The sequence below is a fragment of the Bacillus sp. KICET-3 genome (genome assembly GCF_033261025.1).
Classification (GTDB): Bacteria; Bacillota; Bacilli; order Bacillales; family Bacillaceae; genus Bacillus; species Bacillus sonorensis.
In genome coordinates, this window is the sequence record NZ_CP137345.1 from 185,818 (window position 1) to 211,622 (window position 25,805).

At 45.0% G+C, this 25,805-nt stretch carries 21 protein-coding genes and 5 tRNA genes; 17 read left to right on the top strand and 9 right to left on the bottom strand.

Features of this window, described 5'->3' with window-relative positions:
- Positions 1 to 168: 168 nt before the first annotated feature.
- Positions 169 to 1,344, bottom strand: coding sequence for a serine hydrolase domain-containing protein (locus tag R5H20_RS01090; RefSeq protein WP_006639940.1), 1,176 nt, complete (start codon positions 1,342 to 1,344; stop codon positions 169 to 171).
- 179 nt (positions 1,345 to 1,523) lie between these two features.
- On the opposite strand from R5H20_RS01090, the gene R5H20_RS01095 reads away from it, so the two are divergent.
- Together R5H20_RS01095 and R5H20_RS01100 are read left to right on the top strand one after the other, a co-directional pair.
- Positions 1,524 to 1,748 (top strand): WYL domain-containing protein, encoded by a 225-nt coding sequence (locus R5H20_RS01095; RefSeq protein WP_006639941.1) that lies wholly within the window; start codon positions 1,524 to 1,526, stop codon positions 1,746 to 1,748.
- A 111-nt stretch (positions 1,749 to 1,859) separates the two neighbouring features.
- Complete coding sequence (locus tag R5H20_RS01100) at positions 1,860 to 2,837, top strand: bile acid:sodium symporter family protein (protein ID WP_006639942.1); 978 nt, start codon at positions 1,860 to 1,862, stop codon at positions 2,835 to 2,837.
- 489 nt (positions 2,838 to 3,326) lie between these two features.
- Here the strand turns inward: R5H20_RS01100 and R5H20_RS01105 are convergent, their stop codons facing one another.
- From R5H20_RS01105 to R5H20_RS01135, 7 genes are all read right to left on the bottom strand, one after another.
- Entirely contained in the window at positions 3,327 to 4,556 is a 1,230-nt protein-coding gene (locus R5H20_RS01105) for an exo-beta-N-acetylmuramidase NamZ family protein (protein ID WP_006639943.1), read from the bottom strand.
- Complete coding sequence (locus R5H20_RS01110) at positions 4,553 to 6,487, bottom strand: glycoside hydrolase family 3 protein (protein ID WP_006639944.1); 1,935 nt, start codon at positions 6,485 to 6,487, stop codon at positions 4,553 to 4,555. Before R5H20_RS01110 ends, R5H20_RS01105 begins: the two co-directional genes overlap by 4 nt.
- A 15-nt stretch (positions 6,488 to 6,502) precedes the next feature.
- The gene (pbp4b, locus tag R5H20_RS01115; RefSeq protein WP_006639945.1) at positions 6,503 to 7,858 is read right to left on the bottom strand and encodes a penicillin binding protein PBP4B; all 1,356 of its coding nucleotides are present in this window, start codon (positions 7,856 to 7,858) and stop codon (positions 6,503 to 6,505) included.
- Between the two features lie 50 nt (positions 7,859 to 7,908).
- Positions 7,909 to 9,276 (bottom strand): PTS transporter subunit EIIC, encoded by a 1,368-nt coding sequence (locus R5H20_RS01120; RefSeq protein WP_006639946.1) that lies wholly within the window; start codon positions 9,274 to 9,276, stop codon positions 7,909 to 7,911.
- Between the two features lie 3 nt (positions 9,277 to 9,279).
- Positions 9,280 to 10,155 carry a MurR/RpiR family transcriptional regulator gene (locus R5H20_RS01125; RefSeq protein WP_006639947.1) on the bottom strand — a complete coding sequence of 292 codons (876 nt, stop codon included), beginning with the start codon at positions 10,153 to 10,155 and terminating at the stop codon, positions 9,280 to 9,282.
- Positions 10,156 to 10,170: 15 nt separating this feature from the next.
- A complete protein-coding gene (gene murQ / locus R5H20_RS01130; RefSeq protein WP_006639948.1) occupies positions 10,171 to 11,088 on the bottom strand; it encodes an N-acetylmuramic acid 6-phosphate etherase in 918 nt (305 codons plus the stop codon).
- Between the two features lie 166 nt (positions 11,089 to 11,254).
- Entirely contained in the window at positions 11,255 to 11,707 is a 453-nt protein-coding gene (locus R5H20_RS01135) for a 2-thiouracil desulfurase family protein (RefSeq protein WP_006639949.1), read from the bottom strand.
- 183 nt (positions 11,708 to 11,890) lie between these two features.
- Between R5H20_RS01135 and R5H20_RS01140 the strand changes: the two genes are divergently transcribed.
- The 12 genes from R5H20_RS01140 (at position 11,891) to glmS (ending at position 20,831) form a co-directional block, all read left to right on the top strand.
- Positions 11,891 to 11,965 (top strand) — tRNA-Glu (locus R5H20_RS01140).
- 118 nt (positions 11,966 to 12,083) lie between these two features.
- A tRNA-Val gene (locus tag R5H20_RS01145) sits at positions 12,084 to 12,159 on the top strand.
- 59 nt (positions 12,160 to 12,218) lie between these two features.
- Positions 12,219 to 12,291: transfer RNA gene (locus R5H20_RS01150), tRNA-Thr, on the top strand.
- Between the two features lie 7 nt (positions 12,292 to 12,298).
- Positions 12,299 to 12,383: transfer RNA gene (locus tag R5H20_RS01155), tRNA-Tyr, on the top strand.
- Positions 12,384 to 12,387: 4 nt separating this feature from the next.
- Positions 12,388 to 12,459: transfer RNA gene (locus R5H20_RS01160), tRNA-Gln, on the top strand.
- Positions 12,460 to 12,584: 125 nt separating this feature from the next.
- Positions 12,585 to 13,499: an arginase gene (gene rocF, locus R5H20_RS01165; protein ID WP_006639950.1), complete on the top strand. Its 915-nt coding sequence runs from the start codon at positions 12,585 to 12,587 to the stop codon at positions 13,497 to 13,499.
- Between the two features lie 223 nt (positions 13,500 to 13,722).
- On the top strand, positions 13,723 to 14,286 hold the full coding sequence (sigW, locus tag R5H20_RS01170; protein WP_006639951.1) for an RNA polymerase sigma factor SigW: 564 nt from the start codon (positions 13,723 to 13,725) through the stop codon (positions 14,284 to 14,286).
- A 13-nt stretch (positions 14,287 to 14,299) separates the two neighbouring features.
- Positions 14,300 to 14,932 carry an anti-sigma-W factor RsiW gene (gene rsiW, locus R5H20_RS01175; protein ID WP_006639952.1) on the top strand — a complete coding sequence of 211 codons (633 nt, stop codon included), beginning with the start codon at positions 14,300 to 14,302 and terminating at the stop codon, positions 14,930 to 14,932.
- 149 nt (positions 14,933 to 15,081) lie between these two features.
- Positions 15,082 to 15,903 carry a diadenylate cyclase CdaA gene (gene cdaA, locus R5H20_RS01180; protein WP_006639953.1) on the top strand — a complete coding sequence of 274 codons (822 nt, stop codon included), beginning with the start codon at positions 15,082 to 15,084 and terminating at the stop codon, positions 15,901 to 15,903.
- Positions 15,896 to 17,212 (top strand): CdaR family protein, encoded by a 1,317-nt coding sequence (locus tag R5H20_RS01185; protein ID WP_006639954.1) that lies wholly within the window; start codon positions 15,896 to 15,898, stop codon positions 17,210 to 17,212. The genes cdaA and R5H20_RS01185 overlap by 8 nt, the downstream gene beginning before the upstream one ends.
- A gap of 20 nt (positions 17,213 to 17,232) precedes the next feature.
- Positions 17,233 to 18,579, top strand: a complete 1,347-nt coding sequence (glmM, locus tag R5H20_RS01190; RefSeq protein WP_006639955.1) for a phosphoglucosamine mutase — start codon at positions 17,233 to 17,235, stop codon at positions 18,577 to 18,579.
- A gap of 449 nt (positions 18,580 to 19,028) precedes the next feature.
- Positions 19,029 to 20,831 (top strand): glutamine--fructose-6-phosphate transaminase (isomerizing), encoded by a 1,803-nt coding sequence (glmS, locus tag R5H20_RS01195; RefSeq protein WP_006639956.1) that lies wholly within the window; start codon positions 19,029 to 19,031, stop codon positions 20,829 to 20,831.
- A 354-nt stretch (positions 20,832 to 21,185) separates the two neighbouring features.
- On the opposite strand, the gene R5H20_RS01200 is transcribed toward glmS, so the two are convergent.
- Positions 21,186 to 22,220: a LacI family DNA-binding transcriptional regulator gene (locus R5H20_RS01200; RefSeq protein WP_006639957.1), complete on the bottom strand. Its 1,035-nt coding sequence runs from the start codon at positions 22,218 to 22,220 to the stop codon at positions 21,186 to 21,188.
- A gap of 336 nt (positions 22,221 to 22,556) precedes the next feature.
- Between R5H20_RS01200 and R5H20_RS01205 the strand changes: the two genes are divergently transcribed.
- Genes R5H20_RS01205 through R5H20_RS01215 form a run of 3 tightly spaced genes read left to right on the top strand, consistent with a single transcriptional unit; the run spans position 22,557 to position 25,805 of the window.
- Positions 22,557 to 23,993, top strand: coding sequence for an L-fucose/L-arabinose isomerase family protein (locus R5H20_RS01205; RefSeq protein ID WP_006639958.1), 1,437 nt, complete (start codon positions 22,557 to 22,559; stop codon positions 23,991 to 23,993).
- Positions 23,994 to 24,012: 19 nt separating this feature from the next.
- Positions 24,013 to 24,843, top strand: coding sequence for a transketolase (locus tag R5H20_RS01210; protein ID WP_006639959.1), 831 nt, complete (start codon positions 24,013 to 24,015; stop codon positions 24,841 to 24,843).
- Entirely contained in the window at positions 24,840 to 25,805 is a 966-nt protein-coding gene (locus R5H20_RS01215) for a transketolase family protein (protein ID WP_006639960.1), read from the top strand. Before R5H20_RS01210 ends, R5H20_RS01215 begins: the two co-directional genes overlap by 4 nt.

The window sequence follows — 25,805 nt, forward strand, 5'->3', positions numbered from 1 at the left end:
ATTCGTGCTAGATGAGATGGGATCACCTTGATTTCATTAAACCCCCCCTCCTTTAACAGGCATTAGGCAGATCTTCAGGCTTTCCTCTTCCGGAATCACGCTAAAAAGCTTCCTGTCATAAAACAGGAAGCTTTGCTCTTTAAAAAGAATCTGCCCGCTAATCCTTAATCAAGAAGCATTTAAAATAGCGAATATACGGTTATTAACGGCGCCAAAAGATTTAATGTTATTTTGTATATTAGAGAATAGAATCACATATTTGTTCCCTGTATGGCTAAAGCTGTTTAACATGTTGTAGCCGGGCATTACGCCATGATTTGAATAGCTGCCCGGAGAAACGTAAAAGCCCATTCCATAAGTCGCTTTATTAGGCGTAAACATTTTTGTGAAGCTTTCATCGGAGATGATCTTTCTTTCTAAAAGTGCTTTATCAAACAAATACATATCATAAGCAGTCATATAAATATCCCCTGCTCCATACAGCTGTGATAAGTCAGGTATGTCTGGAGTATACAGCTTTTTTAGCGGACCGAGTTTATAGCCCGTTGATGGATGGGACTCTTTAGCAAAGGATTTGTAGAATCCTGCGTGTTCCATGCCGGCAGGTTTAAAAATATGATTTGTAACATATGTTTGTAAAGATTGTCCGCTCAGCTTCGATACGATGTATGCCAGAACAGAATAGTTGGAATCTCTGTAGTCCCATTTCCCGGGTGGATTTTTAATTCCTTGAGTCTTAATATCCTTTAAAAGATCTTCCGGTGAAATATATCCGTTACCTTCAATATGGCCTCTAATTCCTGATGTATGAGTCAGCAGATTGTAAAGAGTAATGTTTGACCCGTTTGGAAAATCCGGTATATATGTGGAGACCGGATCGGTTACAGATAAAAGGCCTTTTTCTTCAAGCTGCAAAATAGAAGCGGCGATGATCGCTTTCTGTGTAGAACCAATATAATAGACGGTGTCAGGTGTATTTGGCACTTTTTCCTCGCGGTTTGCGTATGAGTAGCCTTTGCTTGTAACAATTTTGCCTTCGTTCACGATCAACGCTGTTCCACTGAAGTCAATGCTTTTTAAATAATCATCCAATTGTTTGTTGTCGTTTTTCGTGACGATTTCACTGCGGGTTTTTTCTTTTTTATGCTTCCCTGTCTTTTTCTTTTCTGGCTTTGTTTGCTTTTCAGTTGCCTGCAAATGATGTTCCTGCTGATCGCTGGGTGTCCCCGGAAAAGCAATGTAAATAATTCCGCAAACAAGAAGGAAGGCCGACAGGAGAAATAACCTTGCTTTGTTGCGCTTTCTTCTTTTCGCTATTCTTGTTTTTCTGTATGTTCTGGACATGACAGTGCTCCTTATGTAGAGATGTGACGTATTTACTGACGCATGATCCCTTTAAAAAGTTTCTTCCAATTGTATATGTTTTCATACATGATCCTGAAAAGCTTATATTTTTCAAAAATTAACACTTGAAATAGAACAAGTGTTCGTATAAAATGAGTATATATGAAAGGAGCGAGAGGATGGAAAAATTGCTGCGCCGGGCCATGACAGATGGATTTCCCGTTGAAATCATTTACATGAAGAAAAATGAATTTTCAAAGCGGACGATTTTTGTCAAGGACATCCAAAATGGTTATGTTAAAGCGTTTTGTTTTCAAAAACAACAGATCAGAGTGTTTAGGTTTGATTCGATATTGGCAGTTTTTCCGTTTCAAAAAAGAAGCAACTCGGTTCATTATGCGTAAAACGGCCTTCTCCGCACCTCCTCTTCCATTTTTGCCTTCCTGTTTTAATATTCCATCTTTTGTTATAATGAAAGTATTACATGTATTAAAGAGAGCGGGCGTTTACCATCTATGCTTCAGACAATCAATAAAACCCTGGGAAAAATAATGCCTTTGCTGACGCCTGTGAGCGTCATCTGCGGGGTATTGCTTTCAGAACATTTAAATGGATTTGCTGCTTTTGTACCGTGGATTTTTGCTTTTATGACCTTTGCCGGAAGTTTAAGTGCCAACTTTCAGTCGTTGAAAGCCGCTGTGGTTCATCCACTGCCATTGCTATTGGCTCTATTTGTTTTGCATATATTTATGCCGGTACTGGCATGGGGGACCGGACATATTGTGTTTAAAGGCGACCCATTGACGATTACGGGGCTTATTCTCGGCGTCGTAATACCGACCGGCATAACGAGCATGATTTGGGCTGCGATGTATAAAGGAAATATTGGGCTGACCCTGTCGGTTATACTGGTGGATACCATTCTCTCCCCCTTTATCGTACCATTCAGTCTTTCGGTGCTTGCAGGAGCACAGGTTGAAATGGATGTAGCGGGCATGATGAAGGGACTGTTCGGAATGGTCGTAATCCCTTCTTTGTTGGGGATGCTGGTCAACCAGTTTTCATCCCCTGACAGAACGGCGCGTTTAAGCGCAAATTGCGCCCCATTTTCAAAAATGGGTTTGGCAGCAGTGGTGGCGATCAACAGCTCGGTTGTTGCCCCTTATTTAAATTCGGTCGATTTTCGCTTTTTAACGATTGCAGTCACGGTGTTTGCAGTCGCTTTTACCGGCTATATCACGGCCTGGTTCTTAGGCAAAATGATGAAACGGCCTCAGGAAGAAATCGTCGCTTTAATTTTTACCGGAGGCATGCGGAATATTAGCGCTGGGGCCGTCCTGGCCACAAGTTTTTTTCCTGCGCGGGTGGCGGTGCCCGTTGTGATCGGCATGCTGTTCCAGCAAATTCTGGCGGCCTTGTATGGGCATCTGCTGGCAAGGAGCGAGTCGAAAAGAGCGTATCAGTTGGATAATAAAACAAGCCTGCCTTCATAGAAGGCAGACCTTGTTCTGTTAGGTATGCCAAGTTCCTTTTGTGATCAAATGGACACGCTCCCCCGACGTGAATATCGGTGTCGTCTTCCGTTTATTCAGATTCAATAGAGAGCAAGGAAGGACGATTTATTTCATACCCCTGTTCAGGCTGATCCGTATTTCACAAAATTATTGGTCGTGCGGCAAATAGCCGGCTTGGCACTCCATTGCACTTCTGTTGCCGGATCTTCAGGCGCGCTGAAACAATCGCGAAATTTGTGGTTAAAGGAACGATAACGGCAGGGAGGCCGGTAGGAAAGTTGGCTTCCATTTCATTAGAATGAATTTCAAGTATTGTCCAGATTGTCTTTATCAAACGTTTGTTTAAATACAGGCAAATTACGTCTGCGATATAAAATTTCGCTTAAATCGTCGCGTTTTTTCTCATATCTTACATGAACTGGATGTGATTGATTAGTAAGAAGCAAAGAAGAGCAAGGGTCGCTCTTCTTAGTAAAGCAAATACTTTTCTCTGATATCCATAAACCGCTTTTGTTCAGCTTCGTATTTTTTGACGATTTCCTCAACTGAAGCCCCTTCTTCAATCATGGTTTTGACCCAGCCGTTGCCGATCAGACGATTGAAATTGTTGGAGGAAAGAAATTGAAAGTCCTCTGGATACAAATCATGTATGGTTTTAATGATGGAAATGCCGGTTTTTACAGGCTGAAAAGCGGACCGGTTTGTCACATACAGCTCTACCCCGTGGCATAATTTATTTTGATGCTTTGAAAATGTCGGTGTAAACGAAGCGGCTCTAAATCGAATGCCGGACAGTTTCAGGCTGTTTAATTTTTCAGCGAGGTCAGTGCTTTTTATGAAGGGAGCGCCGATCAACTCAAACGGCTTGGTCGTTCCTCTTCCTTCAGAAATATTTGTTCCTTCGATTAAGCCAGTGCCGGGATAGACTGCACTAGTATCAACCGTCGGCATGTTAGGGGAAGGAAGGACGAAGGGAAGCCCCGTATCTTCAAAAGACATGCGCCGTTTCCAGCCCTTCATTTTGACAACGGTCAGATCGGCGCCGATGTTGAATTCCTGATTAAACAGCTTCGCGAGTTCGCCGGCCGTCATACCGTGTATTAATGGGATGGGATATCTCCCGACAAAGGACGAATAATTTGGGTCGAGAACAGGCCCTTCGACTTTGATCCCTCCCTGCGGGTTGGGACGGTCCAGCACGATAAATGGAATGTCATTTTCTTTTGCCGCCTCCATGGCATATGCCATCGTGTAAATGTAAGTGTAGAAGCGGGTTCCAACATCGTGGATGTCGAACAGGAGGACGTCGATGTTTTTCAGCATCTCCGGAGTCGGTTTTCTCGTATCGCCATAAAGACTGTAGACGGGAAGACCGGTTTTTTCGTCGATATACGATTCCACTTTGTCCCCGGCTTGAGCGTCGCCCCGAACGCCATGCTCCGGCCCGAATAGCGCCGTCAGCTCAATGTCCGGGTCTTGATGAAGCAAATCGATGCTGCTGTTCAGTCTGGAATCCACCCCTGTAGGGTTTGTGATCAAGCCCGCTTTTTTGCCTTTTAACATTCCTTTTTTATTCATGAGCACTTCAATACCCGGTGCGACTTTCGCTTTCTTTTCTTTTTCCGGGCAGGCCGCTGCTGCCGTTAATGTACCGAAAACGATAACTCCGGCGAGCAGCCAGAACGCCTTTTTTCTCATCGTGCTCCCTCCAGTTTAAGCGGTTTGCCGTTTTTTATATTCAATCCGTACCCGTATTCGTAAAGAATTTCTCCGGGCTTTGTCACGGAAGGGATATCAACGGGCAAGGTTCCTTTAGGCTTCGCTTTTCCAAATATGACTTCAACACCAGCCGGAATGTTTGGCTGTCTGAAGCGTCCGTTTGAGAAGCCTTTAAAACCATACACCGCAATAACCGCTTTTGCTTCTTCAAAATTAGCCGTGTCATATGGGTTGCGGAGGCTCATTAAGACGAACTTTTTCTGTTTGGCCTGTGCGTATTTCATAGCGGCTCGCGGAAAAACGGTTGCCCATTTGCTCGAGTCTTCAATCGTATCGTCGATGACGCCGTCGTTTACAACCGGATCATTTTTGACTACATATGACCCGGTGATCACATAATCAGCTTGATCGACCAGCTTTTGAATGTCTTGATTAAACGTTTTCTCGGCAAATGGGTATTCCTTTACGACTGTCTTTTTCTTTATTCTTTTGATTGTCTTGGATATGGCTTTTGCCTGATCTTCGTATGGAGCGAGAATGAGTATGGTGTCACCTTTTTTCGGTTTAAACGGGAGTGTTCGATCATCGTTTTTTAAGACGGTGACACCTTCTCTCGCCATTTTCCTCTCTGTTTTTTCATGCTTCCTGTTTCCGACCGTTTTCAAGGCGTATTTGATTTTGTCCCGAAGTGATGCAGAAGAGCGGGAGTCGAGAATGCCGCGCTTGCTTTTTAAAGAAAGGATCCGTTCCACCGAGCGGTTGATTTGCTCAATAGGAATGTCTCCCTGCCGAACGGCTTTCAAAAGAGCTTCATATACATTGGCCAGGTTTTTTTCCGTCTCCAGGGATGTGACTGCCGCCGGCATAAGGGCGATGTCAACACCTGCTTTAACGGCCATAACGACGGCTTCCTCTTGGCCGAAATTATCGGAGATGGCTTTCATATTTAATGCGTCTGTTACTATGACACCGTCAAATCCAAGATCTTTCCGCAGCAGGTCTGTCATCACTTTTTTGGAGAGTGTTGCCGGAACCATGATATCCCGGCCGTCCTTTTTGCTTTTATAGGTCGTATCATCGAATGCGGGGAATTGCACATGAGCCGTCATGATCATATCGATCCCGGCGTCGATCGCTTTCTGAAACGGATAAAGCTCAACGCTTTTCAGCCGCTCTGCATCATGCGGAACGAGCGGCAGGCCATAATGGCTGTCAACCGCTGTATCTCCGTGACCGGGGAAATGCTTCGCTGTGGCGATGATATGTTCATTTTGGAGCCCTTTCATCGCTTGGATACCAAACCGGGCGGTTAATTCAGGTTTGGAGCTGTAGGAACGGACGCCGATGACGGGGTTGGCGGGATTGTTGTTGACATCGAGCACCGGGCTGAAATTAACGTTGATTCCTAAAGCCGCCAATTCCTTTCCGATGATGTTTCCCGATCGGTAAGCATTTTGCGCTCTTTTCGTTGCGCCGATGGACATATTGCCCGGCAGGTTTGTGCCCGACTCCAGTCTGGTGACGATCCCGCCTTCCTGATCAATTGTAATAAAGAGCGGTACGCCGCGGCTCGCTTTTTGCAGGCCGTCTGTTAAGCGCACCGTTTGCTCCGTCCCAGTGACATTTTCGGCGAATAAAATCACGCCGCCAAGATGATATTTTCGGATAATGCCGGCTATTTCATCATTCATTTCTGTTAATCCTTTCGCACTTGACTCCCCTTTTTTCTTCCAGTTTCTAAAATCAGGCATGAGCATTTGTCCGATTTTCTCTTCCAGCGTCATTTCACTGACCAGTTGCTTGACGCTTTGTTCGGAATCGCGTTTTGCCTCGGCTCTGCCAGAATTGGACTGTAAGGCCGCTGATGCAAGCAGCATGCCGATCAGCGCGTATCGAAACAGTGCTTTCATATTGATTAATCCCTCCTATTTATGGTTTAGCGCTTCATAAATGCCGGTGATCACGCTTCCATACTTTCCGGTTGAAAATAAATCGCCTTCAAACTGATTTGGGTTTTTCGCCGGATCGATGACAGGAGAATGTTTTTTATTGGTCAATAAGATAATGCCTAATTGATACGCCGGGTCGATGATGGTGACGGTCCCGGTCCAGCCGGTATGTCCGTAGGCCCTGGTGCTCGCATGCTTTCCGAACATCCACTCCATATCGGGATTGCCGTTCAACCGCCAACCGAGCCCGTATGTGGCATCTGTTTTTGACGGCGCGGTAAATTGAGAAATAACAGTCTTGTCAAACAGCTGTTGAGAGCCGTAACCGCCACCGTTGAGCATGACTTGGAGCAGCACCGCCATTTCTTCAGTGTTTGAGAATAAGCCGGCATGGCCTGAAATGCCTTCCATGGAATAAAACGCTTTTTCATCGTGTACTTCTCCTTGCAGGGTATAGCTTCTGATGTTAGGAAACGAGATGACGCCGTCTCTCGTATTTCCCATTAATTCGGTTGCGGCGAACTGCGAAGGCTGAAAGCCCTTTTGCAGCGGGTTAAACAATGTGTGGCGCAAACCGAGAGGACGGTAAAATTGTTTTTCAACATAGCTGTCCAAGCGCCGGCCCGTAATGTTTTCAATGATCAGTCCAAGCAGCATGTAGTCGATATCGCTGTAGATTTGTTTTGTGCCTGGTTCATATGCTAAAGGTGTTTTTGAAAGAAATCGTAATGTTTTTTTTCTTGTCTGGGAGTAGAGCTTTCCGGCTGTCTCTGGATCATAATAGTTCCAGCTTGCCGGAAATCCCGCTGTATGCTGAAGCAAATCGATGACGCGAAGCCCGTCTTTTCCTTTGATGGCGTCTTCCGGCTGATCTTTAAATTCGGGAATATATCGAGAAACTTTTGCGTTGAGATCAAGTCTTCCGCAGCTTACTAAATGCTGAAGGGCAAAATTGACGGCATACATTTTTGTGTTGGAGGCAAGGTCAAACATCGTATCTGGTTTCATTTTTTTTGGATGTTTCAGCCGATGGAGTCCGTTGTATTTCTGTTTGTATCCGTATGCTTCTTTTTTCACGATTTTTCCGTCTTTGATTATAAGGAGGGAGGCGCCGGGAAATCCGGACGCAACATCCTGTTCGATCAGCCTGTCAACTTGTTTCAATTTTTCTGAAGAGAAGCCGGCTTCTTCTGGATTTTTCACTTTCTTTAAAACGGGAAATGATTGCTGGTGTCTGTCTTTTGTATAAGCCGTGTGTGCAGATGTTGGAGACGGAAATAGAAATGAAACAGCGAACAGCGCTGAAACCGCGCCGATGACCACTTTGTTCATGCCGCAGCCCCTTTCTTACCGACGTGTTAGTGGAAATATTAAACAAACGTTTAATCAAATTCAACCGCCATATCATCGTTAAAGCCGAATGCGTATGTGAAGAAAAGACCTGCAGCATAGGAGATGAATAAGCCGATCAAGTACAGAAAGATTTGATGGGTATGAACGAGAAATGAAAGAGGGAGTCCTGATACGCCGATAGATACGGTTGCGATTTTGAAAAAAGCTTGAAATGCCCCGCCGACACCTGCTCCAAGGCAAGCGGTTAAAAACGGCCGGCCGAGAGGAAGCGTCACTCCGAAAATGAGCGGTTCGCCGATGCCGAGCATGCCTGATGGGAGTCCGCCGGCGATCGCTCGTTTTAATTTCGCTTTTTTCGTTTTAAGATAGATCGCAAATGCGGCTCCTACCTGCCCTGCGCCGCCCATTGCCAAAATCGGCAGGAGCGGGTCATCCCCGATTGAATTGAGCAATTCCATATGAACGGGTGTCAGTCCTTGATGCAGGCCTGTGACGACAAGCGGCAGAAAGGCTGCTCCCAATATAAATCCGGCGAATATGCCGCCAATGTTTAATATGGCTAAAAGACCCGAAGTAATTGCATCAGAAATGAAGCCGCCGACCGGCATGAAAATCACGTAGGTGACGATTCCTGTGAGCAGCAGGGAGACGGTAGGTGTGACAATGATATCGAGTGAATGAGGAACAAAACGCCTGACCCGCTTTTCGATAAAGGCGATAAACACTGCGGCAAAAAGAACGCCGATCAAACCGCCTCGTCCCGGGAGAAGCGCTTCGCCGAAAAGGGTAATATCCGCTGCAGCCGGATTCAGGATCAAAATACCCGCCAGACCGCCGAGCGCCGGGGACCCGCCGAATTCTTTGGCCGCGTTCACGCCGACCAGAATACCCAAATACGCAAACAAGCCGGAGCCGATGACGGTGAGGATGATGGCGGTCTGAGACTTATCATCCAGCCAGCCGGCCTGGATTGCGGCTTTGGTGATGCCCGTAATCAAACCGGATGCGACCAATGCGGGAATAAGCGGGATAAAAATGCTGGCGATTCGGCGCAAAAACAATTTAAAGGGTGTGGCGTTTTTCTTGGAAACGGCAGATTTGTGTTTGGCCGCGGCTTCTTTGACATCAAAATGATCCGCTGCTTTGAGAAGTTTTCCGAATTCATCTGATACATGCTGTACGACGCCAGTGCCGAGGATGATTTGAAGCGTCTCCGCTTCGACAACGCCGATGACTCCGTTCAGCGTTTTGATCGATTCGATGTCTGCTTTTTCTTTGCTGACAGGCGTGATCCGTAAACGTGTCATGCAATGGGTATGGTCTGCGACATTTTCCGCCCCTCCCATATACTCCAAAATGTCCTTTGCCAAGCCGTAGTATTGCTTCTCATCGCTCATGATTTATCCCCCTTTGTTTCTTTCCGAGCCGTTTGTTTCCATCATCCGGATGGCTGCTCTTGTCTGATCGATATACTGAACGGTTTCGTCATACCGCTCAGCGGCCATTCCCAAAAACAAAATGTCAATCATGTAAAGCTGAGCTAAACGAGAGGAGGTGGCAGCACTGCGAAACGGTGCTTCATTTGAACATGACGTATGCAAGGCAATATCGCATATTGATGAAACCGATGACTGTCCAAAGCGGGTTAATCCGATGGTTTTGACGCCGCGTTCTTTTGCCAGTTTTAAGACATTGATGATCTCGCGGGTTTCCCCTGAATGTGAGATGGCAAATACAACATCATGTTCAGAGGCATTAGCGATTAATGTGGCGACAAGGTGCATGTCTGTGAACGCGGTGGCCGATTTTTTGATCCGCAAATATTTTTGCTGGGCATCCTGTGCGACAATGCCCGAAGCGCCGATTCCGCAAAAATGAATCGTCCCTGCGCCGATCAGCATTTGAATTGCCTTTTGGAGAGTTTGGCGATCAATATTGCCATATGTGTCGCGGATGGCCTGTATCGAATTGTTAGCCGTTTTTTGAGCGATGGAATAAATCGATTCCTGCGGTATGATATCCCGGTAGCCGTGGTCAGCGGGTTTCATTAAATCTCCGGCGACGCGCATTTTCAACTCTTGATATCCTTTTAATCCAAGTGATTTGCACAGCCGAATCGCTGCAGCTCCGCTTGTCTTTGCGGAAGAGCTGACTTCATGGATGGTGCTGTTCACGATCTCATGCGGGTTTTCCAAAATATATTCAGCGAGTTTTCGCTCCGATTCCGGAAGCTTGTGAAGCATAGTCTGGATCATTTCCAATCCGCCTGCGGCCATTGTTTTTCCCTTCTTTCACGCGTTTCCTTTATGAATGGATATGGCTTTTTCAATGTTGCCTTCTGCTTGCTTTAGCAGTTTTTGCGCTACAGCGGCTTCAGTATTTGTTTTCAACATGATGATGGCCGTTTTGACATGATATTCGGCTGATTCAAGCGTTTTTTCAGCCGTTTGCTGTTCGGCTCCGGTGACAGCTTGGATGATGCGGATCGCCCGCTGTTTTAGTTTTTCGTTGCTGACATTGACATCCACCATCAGGTTTTCATAGACTTTTCCCATTTGAATCATAGCCGTTGTCGATATCATGTTCAAAATCATTTTATGTGCGGTTGCCGCCTTCATTCGTGTCGATCCCGCAACTACCTCAGGACCGACGATGACTTCAATGCTGTGAGCGGCGGCTTTGCTGATGGCCGATTGCTTGTTGCAGGTTAAGGAAATTGTTTTTGCACCGGTTTTTCTGGCGTATGTCAGCGCACCGTGGACATAGGGAGTTCGTCCGCTGGCGGCAATGCCGATCACTGTATCCTTGTTTGACAGGTGAATCGCCTTCAGGTCGCGCATGCCTAACTCTTCACGATCCTCGGCACCCTCGACAGCTTCGAATAGCGCTTTTTCTCCTCCTGCGATCAGCCCCCTGACTGTATCGGGAGAAATGCTGAACGTCGGCGGGCATTCCGCCGCATCGAGTACACCGAGCCGCCCGCTTGTACCGGCGCCGATGTAGATGATCCGCCCTCCTTTCTTTAACGAATCGACGGCATAATCGACGGCGATTTTTACATCGGGCAAAACCGCTTCAACCGCTTCAGCCACCTTTTTGTCCTCTTCATTAATGATTCTCAGAATGTCAAATGTTTCCGCCTGATGGATCTGCTTTGTCTTTTCATTTCGGCGTTCGGTCGTTAAGGAGCTGAGATTGCTGTTTTTCATCCGGCATCCCCCTGATCAAAATAGATTATATTTCTTAATTTTCAGTATATTTTTGTTGGAATTTTATTTCAATGAAAAATTGATGATTGTGAAATTTTATTTTAAAGAGGGTCTAAAAGCTGCTGTGGAAGAATACAATCAAGCGCAGTTTGAACTGCGCTTGCATCTACAGCTCATCCAGTTGATGTTCAGACATGACGCGAAATCCTTCTTTTTTAAGAAGAGCCGCCGTAATGCCGTTCCCGGCAATTTTTTGTCCGGAGAAACTCCCATTGTATATATTGCTGCTTCCGCATGATGGGCTGTTTTCTTTTAAAATGACGGTGTCCGCCTGAATCTGCCTGGCGATCTCGAGCGTTTTATAAGCCCCTTTGATATAAAGGTCTGTTACGTCTTCGCCCGATTTGGTTAAAATGACGGCGTCGCCGTTTAAAACATCTTCGCCTGTCCCGCCTTTTATTTCTGCCGGTTCCCTTGGTGTTTGAAAACCGCCGAGCAATTCAGGGCAAACGATCATCGCTTTATTTTCTTCAACGAGTTTATTGATTTTCTCGATATAGCTGTGCTTCCCGTCATAGCGGCATTCAATGCCCGCCAAACAAGAGCTGACCAATATCATGTCTGTGCTCTCCTTTCCGTGCGTAAAGCTACTCATAGTGTAAACAAAAACCCTCATCATTTCTAAGAATTTCAGACAAAAATTTTGAAAATAAAAATTTTAATTTACCTCTTTACAAACAGGCAGCAACCTGTATATAATAACTTTTGTCAGCTTTACGACAGCTGTTGGAAATTGTGATTTGGCCCGTTGGTCAAGTGGTTAAGACACCGCCCTTTCACGGCGGTAACACGGGTTCGAATCCCGTACGGGTCACCATTCTTTTTTGGACAGCATGTTAAGAAGCGTAAGGTATTTCGTCCAGAGTTTTTAAAGGAAGGCATGCTGAGAGCGCAACGTCCTGTTGCAACGCATGCACTTGTACGTCCTGTACTGCGGAGGATTAGCTCAGCTGGGAGAGCATCTGCCTTACAAGCAGAGGGTCGGCGGTTCGATCCCGTCATCCTCCACCATTTTTCGGAGCGGTTTTAGACACAACCGCGATGGTTTCTGCATAAGATGTTGATATGATGCCGGTCTAGCTCAATTGGTAGAGCAACTGACTTGTAATCAGTAGGTTGGGGGTTCAAGTCCTCTGGCCGGCACTGTTTTGGAGGGGTAGCGAAGTGGCTAAACGCGGCGGACTGTAAATCCGCTCCCTCAGGGTTCGGCGGTTCGAATCCGTCCCCCTCCACCATTTTTGGGCTATAGCCAAGCGGTAAGGCAACGGACTTTGACTCCGTCATGCGCTGGTTCGAATCCAGCTAGCCCAGTTTTTGGACATCCTGTTTGGATGTCCTTTTTATTTTGCCTTGATTGTATAACTATTCAAAAAAATGTCTTGTTGAGTCAATTTTAAATTGGACTGTACAATGAAAGTCTGAAAGGGGGATATGATATGTTTAAAAAGATTTCCATGATTGGTGTGCCCATGGATCTTGGCCAATTAAGGCGGGGAGTGGATATGGGCCCGAGCGCGATTCGCTGTGCCGGCGTCAATGAGCGTTTGGAAAGCCTTTGCGATGATATTGAAGATTTGGGAGATATCACAATCGGTCAGAGGGAGGATGAAAAGGAAGGCGGTCAACCTGCCTCAGAAGAAGAGATCCGCAATTTGAAAGCGATTACAAGCGCGAGTGTAAAGCTGGCTCAGACCGTTGATAAAATGGTTGCTTCAGGTTCATTTCCGCTCGTTCTCGGCGGTGATCACAGCATTGCGATCGGCACGCTGGCTGGACTTGCGAAGCATTATCAAAATCTGGGTGTGATCTGGTATGATGCACATGCGGATGTAAATACAAAGGAAACTTCGCCATCCGGCAATATTCACGGAATGCCTCTAGCAATCAGCATGGGGATCGGACATGAACGGCTGACCGGGATTTATGGGGATGGTGCCAAAGTTAAGCCGGAAAACATCGTCATCATCGGAGCGAGATCTCTTGATGACGGGGAAAAAAAGCTGATCCGCGACAGAGGAATCAAAGTATATACGATGCATGAAATCGACCGCCTCGGCATGACAAGGATCATGGAGGAAACGATTGAATACTTGCGGGAACGGACAGACGGCGTCCATTTGTCGCTTGATCTGGACGCCCTTGATCCGAACGATGCGCCAGGTGTAGGAACTCCCGTTGCTGGAGGGATCAGCTACAGAGAAAGCCATTTGGCAATGGAAATGCTTGAAGAGTCCAACCTCATCACGTCTGCTGAATTTGTAGAGGTGAATCCGATTTTGGACGAGAAAAACAGGACGGCAGAGACGGCTGTTGCTTTAATGGGTTCATTATTTGGGGAAAAATTATTATAGACGGTCTTCGGCGGCGGAGCGGCCGCCGATCATTCGCCTGAAAACCTCAATTTCAAAATGTTTATGTTGTATAATAATTTTAAGCTAATATTAAGGGCCTGAGCCTGTGTAAACCATCTACACTCTGCCAATTTTTTGTTAAACTATTTTTATGAATTTCATGAAACCTTTTAAAGATCAACCCGTATACATAAAGACCGGTGAAGGCAGAGGTTAGATAAATATGGAAACAATGATAAAAAAAAGAATCAAACAGGTGAAAAAAGGCGACCGTAACGCATTTGCAGACATCGTGGATATTTATAAAGACAAAATTTATCAGCTTTGCTACCGTATGCTCGGCAATGCGCATGAGGCGGAAGATATTGCGCAGGAAGCATTTATCAGAGCATACGTGAATATCGACAGTTTTGATATCAACCGGAAATTTTCGACATGGCTTTATCGAATTGCAACCAATTTGACCATCGATCGTATCCGCAAAAAAAAGCCGGACTATTACTTGGATGCAGAGGTGGCAGGAACAGAAGGACTGACGATGTATTCACAGGTTGCGGCGGATGTTGCGCTTCCAGAGGATGAAGTGCTTTCCTTGGAACTGCACAGTACCATTCAGGAAAAAATCTTAAGGCTTCCCGATAAATACAGGACGGTCATCGTATTGAAGTACATTGACGAGCTCTCACTGATCGAGATCAGCGAAATCCTAAACATACCCGTGGGTACTGTAAAAACCAGAATACACAGAGGCAGAGAGGCTCTCAGAAAACAATTAAGGGATCTTTAAGTGGGGTGATGAAATGAGCTGTCCGGAGCACATTGTTCAGCTTATGCACAAATATCTTGATGGAGACATTCTTCCGGATGATGAGACGCAGCTGAAAGAGCATTTGCAATCATGTGAAGGATGCAGAAAACACCTTCACGAAATGGAAAAATCGATCGCTCTTGTGCAGAGCACGTCACATCTAACAGCTCCGGCAAACTTTACGGCCAATGTGCTGGCAAATCTGCCGAAGGAAAAACGGACGGTCTCCATTAACAGATGGCTGAAAGCTCATCCGTTTATCGTGGCTGCAGCGCTGTTTGTCATTCTGATGGGCGGCAGCTTTTTTTCAAGCTGGAAAAATGACCATGACTTCAGCGTATCCAATCAGCCGAATCTGGTCGTGAAAAACAACACCGTCACCGTACCCGAAGGCGAAGTCGTAGAGGGCGATGTCACCGTTAAAAACGGCAAGCTGATTATCAAGGGTAAAATAGATGGTGATGTCACCATTGTAAACGGAGAAAAATATACGGCTTCAGCCGGACAAGTCACCGGTCAGATCCACGAAATCAACGCGGCGTTTGACTGGATCTGGTACAAAATCAAATCGGCCGGAAAAGCGGTTTTCGGCGTGAATGATTCTAAAGATGAAGAGCAAAGCTGATATTAGCGGCTTTGCTCTTTTTTATGATACCGCCATTTCCCTTGAAAAATTAAAGTGTGGTATAATAGCCTCTGTATATAAAATTATATATAATACAATGTTGAAACATATAAACTTAACTAATGACTGAATTCTTGGAGGACGAGGAAATGGCTTTTGAGGATATCCCTTTTTTGCAGTACCTCGGCGATGCCGTTGATATTCTCCTTGTTTGGTACGTGATATATAAATTAATAATGGTCATCCGCGGAACGAAAGCGGTTCAGCTTTTAAAGGGAATCGTAGTCATTGTTCTTGTCCGGGTGGCCAGCCAATTTTTAGGATTGAGCACACTGCAATGGCTGGTTGACCAGGCGATCACATGGGGATTTTTAGCGGTCATCATCATTTTCCAGCCGGAACTGAGGAGAGCGCTGGAGCAGCTCGGCCGCGGACGCTTCTTCTCCCGAAGCGGAACTCCTGAGGAAGAGCAGCAGCAAAAAACGATAGACGCGATTACAAAAGCGATCAAATATATGGCAAAACGGCGGATTGGCGCACTTTTAACCATTGAACGGGAAACCGGAATGGGCGATTACATAGAAACAGGGATCCCGATTGATGCAAAGGTCAGCTCTGAGCTATTGATCAATATTTTTATTCCGAACACACCGCTTCACGACGGCGCCGTGATCATGAAAAACAATGAGGTCGCCGCAGCAGCCTGCTATCTGCCGCTGTCTGAAAGCCCGTTTATTTCTAAAGAACTTGGCACGAGGCATAGAGCGGCAGTGGGGATCAGTGAAGTGACCGACAGTCTGACGATTGTCGTATCCGAAGAAACCGGCGGCATCAGCGTAGCCAAAAACGGAGACCTTCACCGCGATTTGTCGGAAGAAGCGCTGCAAAATATGCTTGAGGCAGAGTTCAAAAAAAATTCGCGGGAAACTTCCTCATACCGCTGGTATTGGAGGGGGAAGAAAAATGGATAAATTCCTGAACAATCCCTGGTCTGTCAAAGTGATCGCGTTATTGCTCGCGTTTCTTCTGTATTTTGCGGTTCATAGTGCGCAAGCACCGACCCCGAAGAAACCGGGTGAATCTTTCTTTCCGACATCGACGACAGATGAAGCGACCCTTACCGATATCCCGGTAAAAGCGTATTATGATGATGAAAACTATGTGGTGACAGGCGTGCCGCAAACTGTGAACGTCACGATCAAGGGACCGACTAGTACTGTAAAGAAAGTGAGACAGGTTAAGGATTTTGAAATCTATGCCGATATGCAGAACCTGAAAACCGGCAGACATAAAGTGGAATTAAAGGCAAGAAATGTCGCGGAAGGACTGAGCGTGACAATCAATCCTTCTGTAACCACGGTAACCATTGAAGAAAGAACGACGAAGGAATTTCCGGTTGAGGCCGATTTTTACAATAAGAATAAGATGAAGGACGGTTATACGCCGGAGCAGCCGATCGTCAATCCGAAAAACGTCAGTGTCACGGGAGCGAAAGCCGTGATCGACAGAATCGCAAGCATAAAGGCGACGATCAATTTGGAAGGCGTAGACCAAACGGTGGAAAAGGAAGCAAAGCTGACGGTGTATGACAGAGACGGAAATATTCTTCCGGTCGAAGTTAACCCGTCCGTCGTCAAAATCACCGTTCCGGTGACAAGCCCGAGCAAAAAGGTTCCCATTAAGCTTGGGCGAAAAGGAAGCCTCCCTGAGGGCATCAGCATCTCCAGCTTGGATTCAAGCCCCGGGGAAGTGACCGTCTATGGGCCGAAAAATGTCCTGGATTCGTTAGAATTTGTCGACAGTACTGAAATTGATTTAAGTAAAATTAAAGACGACACTGAATTTGAGGCTGATATTCCGGTGCCGGAAGGGGCCAAAAAAGTGTCGCCGGAAAAAGTGAACATCAAGGTGAAAGTAGACAAAGAAGAAGAGAAAAAGCTGAAAAACGTTTCGATCAAAACCGTCGGGCTTAGCGACAGCCAGGATCTTGAATTTCTCGATCCGAAAACCGGCAGGCTGGATATCACGGCAAAGGGTTCAGAAGCCGCGATTGCAAAGCTTCAGCCGTCAGACATCGAACTCTATATCAATGCAGCGGATCTGAGCGATGGCGAGCACGACGCCAAACTTGAAGTCAACGGCCCGCAGAATATTGCATGGTCGCTGCCGCAAAAACATGTTAGAGTTAGAATTTCTTCTGAAACATCTCAAAAAGAAAATGACAAAGGTCAGGATGACGAGGAAAAGAATCATTCTGAAACAGATTCACAACCTTCATGAATCAAAAAGGAGCGATATAAATGGGCAAGTATTTTGGAACAGACGGTGTGAGAGGTGTCGCAAACAGTGAACTTACACCCGAACTGGCCTTTAAAGTCGGACGTTTTGGCGGATATGTCCTAACAAAAGACAAAGAACGTCCCAAGGTGCTGATCGGCCGTGACACGCGTATTTCCGGCCATATGCTGGAAGGAGCCCTTGTCGCCGGTCTCCTCTCAATAGGAGCCGAAGTGATGCGCCTCGGCGTCATTTCGACGCCCGGAGTTGCTTATTTGACAAAAGCAATGGATGCCGAAGCAGGCGTGATGATTTCAGCTTCGCATAATCCTGTCCAAGATAATGGCATCAAGTTTTTCGGCGGCGATGGTTTTAAGCTTTCCGACGAACAGGAGCTTGAAATCGAGCGCCTGATGGATCAGCCGGAAGATCATCTGCCAAGGCCTGTGGGAGCCGATCTCGGCATGGTTAATGACTACTTTGAAGGCGGACAAAAATATCTGCAATTTCTCAAGCAGACTGCCGATGAGGACTTTACAGGCATTCATATCGCGCTCGATTGCGCGCATGGGGCGACGTCTTCACTGGCTACCCATCTGTTTGCCGACCTTGATGCCGATGTTTCGACGATGGGAACGTCTCCGAACGGCTTAAATATCAATGACGGCGTCGGTTCGACCCATCCAGAAGCACTTGCCGCTTTTGTAAAAGAAAAAGGAGCTGACGTCGGCATGGCGTTTGACGGCGACGGCGACCGGCTGATCGCTGTGGATGAGAAAGGCAATATCGTCGACGGCGACCAAATCATGTACATATGCGCGAAGTACTTGAAGGGCGAAGGCCGGTTGGCGGAAAACACCGTTGTCTCAACCGTGATGAGCAACCTCGGCTTCTACAAAGCGCTTGAAGCTGAAGGAATCAAAAGCGTTCAGACAGCAGTCGGCGACCGCTATGTCGTCGAGGCGATGAAAAAAGACGGCTATAATCTCGGCGGAGAACAGTCAGGACATCTGATTTTCCTTGACTACAATACGACGGGCGACGGCCTGCTTTCGGCGATTATGCTGATGAACACGATCAAAATGACAGGCAAGCCTTTATCAGAGCTTGCAGCGGAAATGCAGAAATTTCCACAGCTGCTCATCAATGTGAAGGTGACTGATAAAAATAAAGTGACCGAAAACGAAAAAGTCAAAGCGGTTATTGAAGAGGTTGAAAAAGAAATGAACGGCGACGGCCGTATCCTTGTCCGCCCTTCAGGGACAGAGCCGCTTGTCCGCGTAATGGCTGAAGCCAGAACGAAGGAGCTTTGTGAGGAATACGTCGGCCGGATTGTAGACGTCGTAAAGGCGGAAATGGGAGCGGAGTAAATTTCCGCAGATAACCGATGAACAGGACATGCTGATTTGACATAAGATAAAGGGAACCGGTTTCAATTCTTGAAAAGAATGTGAATCGTGTGAAAAACGTTTGACGGTTCTTTTTGCCTGTAGTAAAATCAGCTTGTCTTGTTTTATTCAAAAGGAAAGGCAGGGTTGAAGATTTTTTATTTATATAGTTATAGCGCCCGGACTAAGCGTACGGATGAAAGAGCTTAGTTGACGAGGATGGAGGTTATCGAAATATTCGGCGGATGCCTCCCGGCTGACCTAAAAGATCACAGCCGCAAGGATTTCCTCAAACCAAAGAGGCGACTCTTTGAACAAAGGGAAATTTCATGATCTTCCAACAAAAACATGTAGGAGGGGACGAAGAAACGTCCCCGCCTGAAAAGCAGACTTCTTCGTCTCCTTCCTGCGTATTCGGGAGGAAGAACAATATGTGTGGTATTGTAGGTTATATTGGCCAGCTTGATGCAAAGGAAATTTTATTAAAGGGTTTGGAAAAATTGGAGTACCGCGGCTACGATTCAGCAGGAATCGCTGTGGCTAATGAAGACGGAGTCCATGTGTTTAAGGAAAAAGGACGCATCGCCGATCTTCGTGAAGCTGTTGATGAAAACGTGCTGTCCCAGGCTGGAATCGGACATACACGCTGGGCGACTCACGGTGAACCAAGCCGTCTAAACGCACACCCGCATCAAAGCGCATCAGGCCGCTTTACGCTTGTTCATAACGGTGTCATCGAGAACTATGTTCAGCTGACACGCGAATATTTGCAAGGCGTAGAACTAAAAAGTGATACGGATACAGAGGTTGTCGTTCAAGTGATCGAACAATTCGTCAACGGAGGCCTTGACACAGAGGAAGCGTTCCGCCAAACGCTTATGCTGCTGAAAGGTTCCTATGCGATTGCATTATTTGATCATGAGAATAAAGAAACCATCTATGTAGCAAAAAATAAAAGCCCGCTGCTCGTCGGCCTTGGAGATACATTCAATGTTGTCGCATCAGATGCGATGGCGATGCTTCAAGTCACGAATGAATATGTGGAGCTTATGGATAAAGAAATGGTCATCGTCACCGACAAAAAAGTCGTGATCAAAAATCTTGACGGTGACATCATGTCCCGTGCCTCTTATATTGCAGAGCTTGATGCCAGCGATATCGAAAAAGGCACATACCCTCACTACATGTTAAAAGAAATTGATGAACAGCCGCTTGTCATGCGGAAAATCATTCAAACCTACCAAGACGAAAACGGCAGGCTTTCCATTCCCGGCGATGTCGCCGATGCGGTGGCAGAAGCGGACCGCGTTTATATCATCGCCTGCGGAACGAGCTACCATGCCGGTCTTGTCGGCAAGCAATTCATTGAAACATGGGCGAAAGTTCCGACTGAAGTCCATGTCGCGAGTGAATTTTCATACAACATGCCGCTGCTTTCCGAGAAACCGCTGTTTATCTTTATTTCTCAAAGCGGAGAAACGGCTGACAGCCGCGCTGTTCTCGTCCAGGTGAAAAACCTTGGCCACAAAGCGCTGACGATTACAAACGTACCGGGATCAACGCTTTCCCGTGAAGCGGACTATACGCTGCTGCTGAATGCCGGACCGGAAATCGCGGTCGCCTCAACAAAAGCGTATACAGCGCAAATCGCCGTTTTGGCCATCCTGGCAGCTGTCACTGCAGAAAGCCATGGCAAAGCGCTCGGCTTTGACCTAGTAAAAGAACTCGGCATCATCGGAAACGCGATGGAAGCCCTTTGCGACCAAAAAGATGAAATGGAAATGATCGCGCGCGAATACTTGACGGTCACACGCAATGCCTTCTTCATCGGCCGCGGACTCGACTATTTCGTCTGCCTTGAAGGCTCCCTGAAGCTGAAAGAGATTTCTTACATTCAAGCTGAAGGCTTCGCCGGCGGCGAACTGAAACATGGCACGATCGCATTGATCGAAGACGGCACACCGGTCATCGCCCTTGCGACACAGGAACACGTCAACTTAAGCATCCGCGGAAACGTCAAAGAAGTGACAGCCCGCGGCGCCAACCCTTGCGTGATCTCGCTGAAAGGCCTGGAAGAAGCAGACGACCGCTTCGTCCTGCCTGAAGTGCATCCGGAGCTATCTCCGCTCGTCTCCGTCATCCCGCTGCAGCTGATCGCATACTACGCTGCACTGCACCGCGGCTGTGACGTTGATAAGCCAAGGAACTTGGCGAAGAGTGTGACGGTGGAGTAAGGAGACTTTTGAAATAAATTAAATTCTACCCCTTTAGATACGATTGTCTAAAGGGGTTTTTTGTCCAAAAGAAACATAACATCTAGAGGGTTTAAGAAGGTCGGGCATTGTGTTAAGCAGACTTGTCAGTCGTAGTTAAATGTTCAGGACGTTTCCTCATCAGGTTGAAAGGCAGTAAAACGAACAGATAATTTATCAGATTGGAGAACGAAACTGTATAATTTGGCTGAAATCTGTTGTTGCCCTGTAGAAAGCCATTCTTTAGTGTCTTTCTACAAGGCGCATTTCATTATGGGCAATTGAATGAATGCCCTACACTAGCTTTCTGAAGCCTTTAAAATCGATGCTTTCTTTTCACTTTTCATTTGGTGAGCAGCAAGATTTTCTTATAATGAGTTCCGTATCGACAAATATTTTCATCTTATCATCTTCATTATGATCAATTTCCCTGATTAACTTTTCAACAGCAAGTGATGAAATTTTGTCTTTCTTTACGTGGATTGTAGTTAATTCTGGACTTATGATTTGAGACTCGGCAATATTATCGAAACCAATTACCGATATATCCTCAGGGACATTTATGTTTAATTCGTTAAGTGTTTTGATTACACTAATTGCCATGTAGTCACATTCACAAAATAATGCTGTGGCCAAGTTGCCTTTTAGATTCAAAATCGATTGTTTGAATGCTTCTTGCACAGAGACATCCGTAGGTGACATTTGAAATGTGTGTTCAGGTTGGATCATTAAATTGTTCTCTGACATGACTTTTTGGAATCCCTTTTTTCTCATATCAAAATTATACATTCTGGAACTGGATTCAACATAGCCAATCTTTTTATGGCCCAACTCTATAAGATATTCTCCCGCCTGGTAAGCCCCTAAAACATTATTCATAACGATAAAGTTAATATCCAGGGTTTCAAAGCATGTATCTAAAACAACTAAATTTGGTTGCAATTTGGCTACGCTTTTGATTTGCTCTTCAGTTAAGTTAGTTCCCAGCATTAATATCCCCGAAGAACTTTGCTGTTTTTCAAGATTGGAGATTTCTTGTTCTAATGAGTCAACATTAATTGAAGAAATGATTAAAGAATATCCTTTTGATGTAAAAGATTGATCTATATTATTGATAAGTTCCATAAAAAAGGACTGGGATTGATACTGTTCAGTGATAATTCCGGTATGTGTGCATGCGACAAAACGGAAAATCTTTGATTGCTTATTGTTTTGTATTTTTGAAGAAGGTCTTGGATTATACTTGTGCTTCTCTGCGATCTTTAAAATTCTTTCTCTCGTTTCTTGACTGACACCGGGTTTCCCATTTAACGCTAATGAGACAGCGGATTTAGAAACCTCGGCTATCCTTGCAATGTCATCAATCTTCATGTATACCCTCCGCCTATGTTTAATAACATATTTACTCATAGTTTAGTGAAAAAATTTAGTTGTGTCAAACTTGGTGAAATATATGTATAATCAGGCTTAACACCTATAAATAATAAAGCACTCAACCCTCACCAGAACTAAACAAAACTAAAATAAAACGATTACATTTTATAAAAAAGGAATTAAATTTATATAAAATATGTTGACTTTCGTTTAGTTGGGGTGATACTCTAATTTTGAGAAATCAATATAAATGTTTAGATAAAAAACGTCTACTTCAGTTTAGTTGTTGTTTAGTTGATGTTTAATAGGATTATAGTCTTGAGGGGGGAGAACATGGAAAAGCTAAAGTTGGGCTTTGCTCCAACACGGAGATTCGTGTTTAGTAAAGAAGACGCTTATAAATACAAAGAGTTAATAATGAAAAAAATAAAAAGTTTTGGGTTAGAAATTGAAATAGTCGATTTAGAAGGAATCAATGAGGAAGGTCTATTATATAATCGCTCGGATGAAGCTGCAATTGTAAATCGATTTCAATCCGAGGGGGTAGATGCATTATTTTTTCCGCATTGTAATTTCGGCACGGAAGACCTTGTAGCCAAAATAGCCAAAGCAGTTGATAAACCTGTATTAATATGGGGGCCGAGAGATGAAGCTCCACTGGAAAACGGGATGCGACTTCGGGATACACAGTGCGGAATCTTTGCAACTGGTAAGGTGCTACGCAGATTTAATGTACCGTTTACTTACATAACAAACAGTGCTGTTGATTCTAAAGTCTTTGAAAGAGGGTTTAAAAACTTTATTGGTGCAGCGAATGTTGTGAAGCATTTTAAACAGCTCCGAATACTTCAAATCTCAACTAGACCTTCTGATTTTTGGTCAGTGATTTGTAACGAAGGGGAATTGCTTGAAAAGTTCGGGATTCAAATTTACCCGATTACCTTAGATGAAATAAAGCAGAAAACGCTAAAAGTTGAGGAAGAAGGAAGCGCAGAGTTAGATCAAGCGATTGATTATATTAAAGAAACACTTGACTGGAGCATGGTTGAAGAAAAACACGTACGTCGTATTGCTTCACTAAAAGTTGCGATGAAGCGATATGCTGAAGAAACGGGCAGCTCGGCTATTGCTATTCAATGCTGGTCTACATTACAAGACATTATAGGCATTATGCCTTGTTTGGCAAATGCAATCTTAACTGATGAACAAATCCCAGTCACTTGCGAAACAGATATTCATGGCGCAATTACATCCATTATGGTTCAAGCTGCAACTTTAAACACGTCACCAACTTTTTTTGCAGATATTACAATTAGACACCCTGAAAACCCAAATGGAGAGTTGTTATTCCATTGCGGAAATTTTCCGGTTTCACTAAGTGTCGAGGATAGGCCTACATTAAATAAACACTTTTTATTCGAAGATCATTCACCAGGTACGCATGAAGGGGAGATAAAAGGCGGAGAGATGACAATAGCGCGTTTTGATGGTGACCATGGAGAGTATTCAATTTTTTTAGGAAAAGCTAAAGGGATTGAGGGGCCGTACTCAAGAGGATCGTATGTATGGGTAGAAGTGAATGATTGGCCGCTATGGGAAGAAAAATTAGTGAAAGGTCCATATATTCACCATTCAACTGGAATCCATGCCAATGTCATACCCGTTATATATGAAGCATGTCAATATATACCGGGTTTAACACCAGACCCGGTAGATCCTACAGTAGAAGAGATTCAAGCGTGGCTGCGAGGCAGTGACATAAATAAATAATACGATTGGAGGGAGATTTATGGAGGATATAAAATTTTTGAAGCGTAAAGCTGCTGAAATCAGAAAGTTGTTGCTTGAAACAATTTATGAAGCTGGTACAGGCCATACTGGTTCATCCTTATCAAACACCGATATTTTAACAGTTCTTTACTATAATGTGATGAATGTCGACCCGCAAAATCCAACATGGGAAGACAGGGATCGTTATATTCAAAGTAAAGGTCATGCTGTTGAGTCTTATTGGGCGGTGTTAGCTGACAGGGGATTTTTCCCGAAAGAAGAGTTGAAGACGTTTTCTAAATTCAACTCTAGATTAATAGGACATCCAAATAATAAGGTTCCGGGCGTGGAAATGAACACTGGGTCATTAGGGCATGGTTTATCAGTATCAGTGGGGATGGCTTTAGCTGCTAAGAAGGATCATAAATCCTATAGAGTCTTCACGCTAATGGGGGATGGTGAGCTGGCAGAAGGCTCTGTTTGGGAAGCTGCTATGGCTGCATCACAATATAAGCTGGATAACTTAATAGGAATCATTGATAGAAATAGATTGCAGATCACAGGCAGTACAAGTGACGTGATGAGTAATGAACCGCTTGATAAAAAGTGGGAGAGCTTTGGTTGGAGTGTTGTTGAAGTAAATGGCAATGATATAGCTGAACTAGTAGAAGTTCTAAATGAAGTGCCCAAGACGATTGGCAAACCTACAATCATCCTTGCCAACACAATTAAAGGAAAAGGAATATCACTGGCAGAAAATGTAGCTGGCTGGCACCATCACGTTCCGACTAAAGAAGAGTATGAATTAGCTATGAAGGAACTTTCTGAGCAATTGGAGGGATTATCATGAATCATGCAGCACTTAAAAAGAAACCTGGAAATAATATTGCAAATCGGAAAGTTATTAGTGATACTCTGCTACATTTGGCAAAAGAAAATAAAGATATTTTAGTATTAACAAGTGATTCCAGAGGTTCAGCGTCCATGGCGCCATTCGCAGATGCGCTGCCCGATCAATTAGTAGAAGTAGGGATTGCAGAGCAAAACTTAGTAGGTATTGCAGCAGGCTTGGCGGCCTCTGGAAAAAAACCGTTTGTAGCTTCTCCGGCCTGTTTTCTAAGCATGCGAAGCATAGAGCAGATTAAAGTTGATATTGCTTACTCAAGAACGAATGTTAAGTTAATTGGAATTAGCGGCGGCGTGAGTTATGGAGCGCTTGGTATGTCACATCACTCCCTGCAAGATTTGGCTGTGACCAGAGCTATACCAGATTTACACGTCATGATGCCTGCTGATCGTCATGAAGCCAAGAAAATGACCGAAGCCTTAGTGGATTATCATACACCTGTTTATATGAGAATTGGCAGAAACCCTGTGGAGGATTCTTATATAAATGAAGATTACGATTTTGAAATTGGCAAGGCAGTTACGATGCATGAAGGAAACGATCTAACCATTATTGCATCGGGAGAAACTGTACGCATTGCGCTTGATACAGCTTGTTTACTTCAATCTGAGGGGATTGGTTGCAGAGTATTAAATATGCATACGATCAAGCCATTAGATGAGATGGCTGTTATAAAAGCAGCTAAAGAAACGGCACGAATCATTACGATAGAGGAACACAGTATTTATGGCGGACTTGGTTCTGCCGTTTCAGAAGTTATTTCGCAAAACTGCCCGGTTCCTGTCAAAATTCTTGGTATCCCGGATGAGCCAGCGATCACAGGCAATACAAAAGAAGTATTTGAACATTATGGCTTGAGTGTTGCGAATGTCTCTACAATTGCTAAAGAAATGATGGGCAACTAG

Coding starts and splice junctions, on each gene's coding strand:
- R5H20_RS01090 (WP_006639940.1), bottom strand. CDS start 1,344: ATGTCCAGAACATACAGAAAAACAAGAATAGCGAAAAGAAGAAAGCGC.
- R5H20_RS01095 (WP_006639941.1), top strand. CDS start 1,524: ATGGAAAAATTGCTGCGCCGGGCCATGACAGATGGATTTCCCGTTGAA.
- R5H20_RS01100 (WP_006639942.1), top strand. CDS start 1,860: ATGCTTCAGACAATCAATAAAACCCTGGGAAAAATAATGCCTTTGCTG.
- R5H20_RS01105 (WP_006639943.1), bottom strand. CDS start 4,556: ATGAGAAAAAAGGCGTTCTGGCTGCTCGCCGGAGTTATCGTTTTCGGT.
- R5H20_RS01110 (WP_006639944.1), bottom strand. CDS start 6,487: ATGAAAGCACTGTTTCGATACGCGCTGATCGGCATGCTGCTTGCATCA.
- pbp4b (WP_006639945.1), bottom strand. CDS start 7,858: ATGAACAAAGTGGTCATCGGCGCGGTTTCAGCGCTGTTCGCTGTTTCA.
- R5H20_RS01120 (WP_006639946.1), bottom strand. CDS start 9,276: ATGAGCGATGAGAAGCAATACTACGGCTTGGCAAAGGACATTTTGGAG.
- R5H20_RS01125 (WP_006639947.1), bottom strand. CDS start 10,155: ATGGCCGCAGGCGGATTGGAAATGATCCAGACTATGCTTCACAAGCTT.
- murQ (WP_006639948.1), bottom strand. CDS start 11,088: ATGAAAAACAGCAATCTCAGCTCCTTAACGACCGAACGCCGAAATGAA.
- R5H20_RS01135 (WP_006639949.1), bottom strand. CDS start 11,707: ATGATATTGGTCAGCTCTTGTTTGGCGGGCATTGAATGCCGCTATGAC.
- rocF (WP_006639950.1), top strand. CDS start 12,585: ATGTTTAAAAAGATTTCCATGATTGGTGTGCCCATGGATCTTGGCCAA.
- sigW (WP_006639951.1), top strand. CDS start 13,723: ATGGAAACAATGATAAAAAAAAGAATCAAACAGGTGAAAAAAGGCGAC.
- rsiW (WP_006639952.1), top strand. CDS start 14,300: ATGAGCTGTCCGGAGCACATTGTTCAGCTTATGCACAAATATCTTGAT.
- cdaA (WP_006639953.1), top strand. CDS start 15,082: ATGGCTTTTGAGGATATCCCTTTTTTGCAGTACCTCGGCGATGCCGTT.
- R5H20_RS01185 (WP_006639954.1), top strand. CDS start 15,896: ATGGATAAATTCCTGAACAATCCCTGGTCTGTCAAAGTGATCGCGTTA.
- glmM (WP_006639955.1), top strand. CDS start 17,233: ATGGGCAAGTATTTTGGAACAGACGGTGTGAGAGGTGTCGCAAACAGT.
- glmS (WP_006639956.1), top strand. CDS start 19,029: ATGTGTGGTATTGTAGGTTATATTGGCCAGCTTGATGCAAAGGAAATT.
- R5H20_RS01200 (WP_006639957.1), bottom strand. CDS start 22,220: ATGAAGATTGATGACATTGCAAGGATAGCCGAGGTTTCTAAATCCGCT.
- R5H20_RS01205 (WP_006639958.1), top strand. CDS start 22,557: ATGGAAAAGCTAAAGTTGGGCTTTGCTCCAACACGGAGATTCGTGTTT.
- R5H20_RS01210 (WP_006639959.1), top strand. CDS start 24,013: ATGGAGGATATAAAATTTTTGAAGCGTAAAGCTGCTGAAATCAGAAAG.
- R5H20_RS01215 (WP_006639960.1), top strand. CDS start 24,840: ATGAATCATGCAGCACTTAAAAAGAAACCTGGAAATAATATTGCAAAT.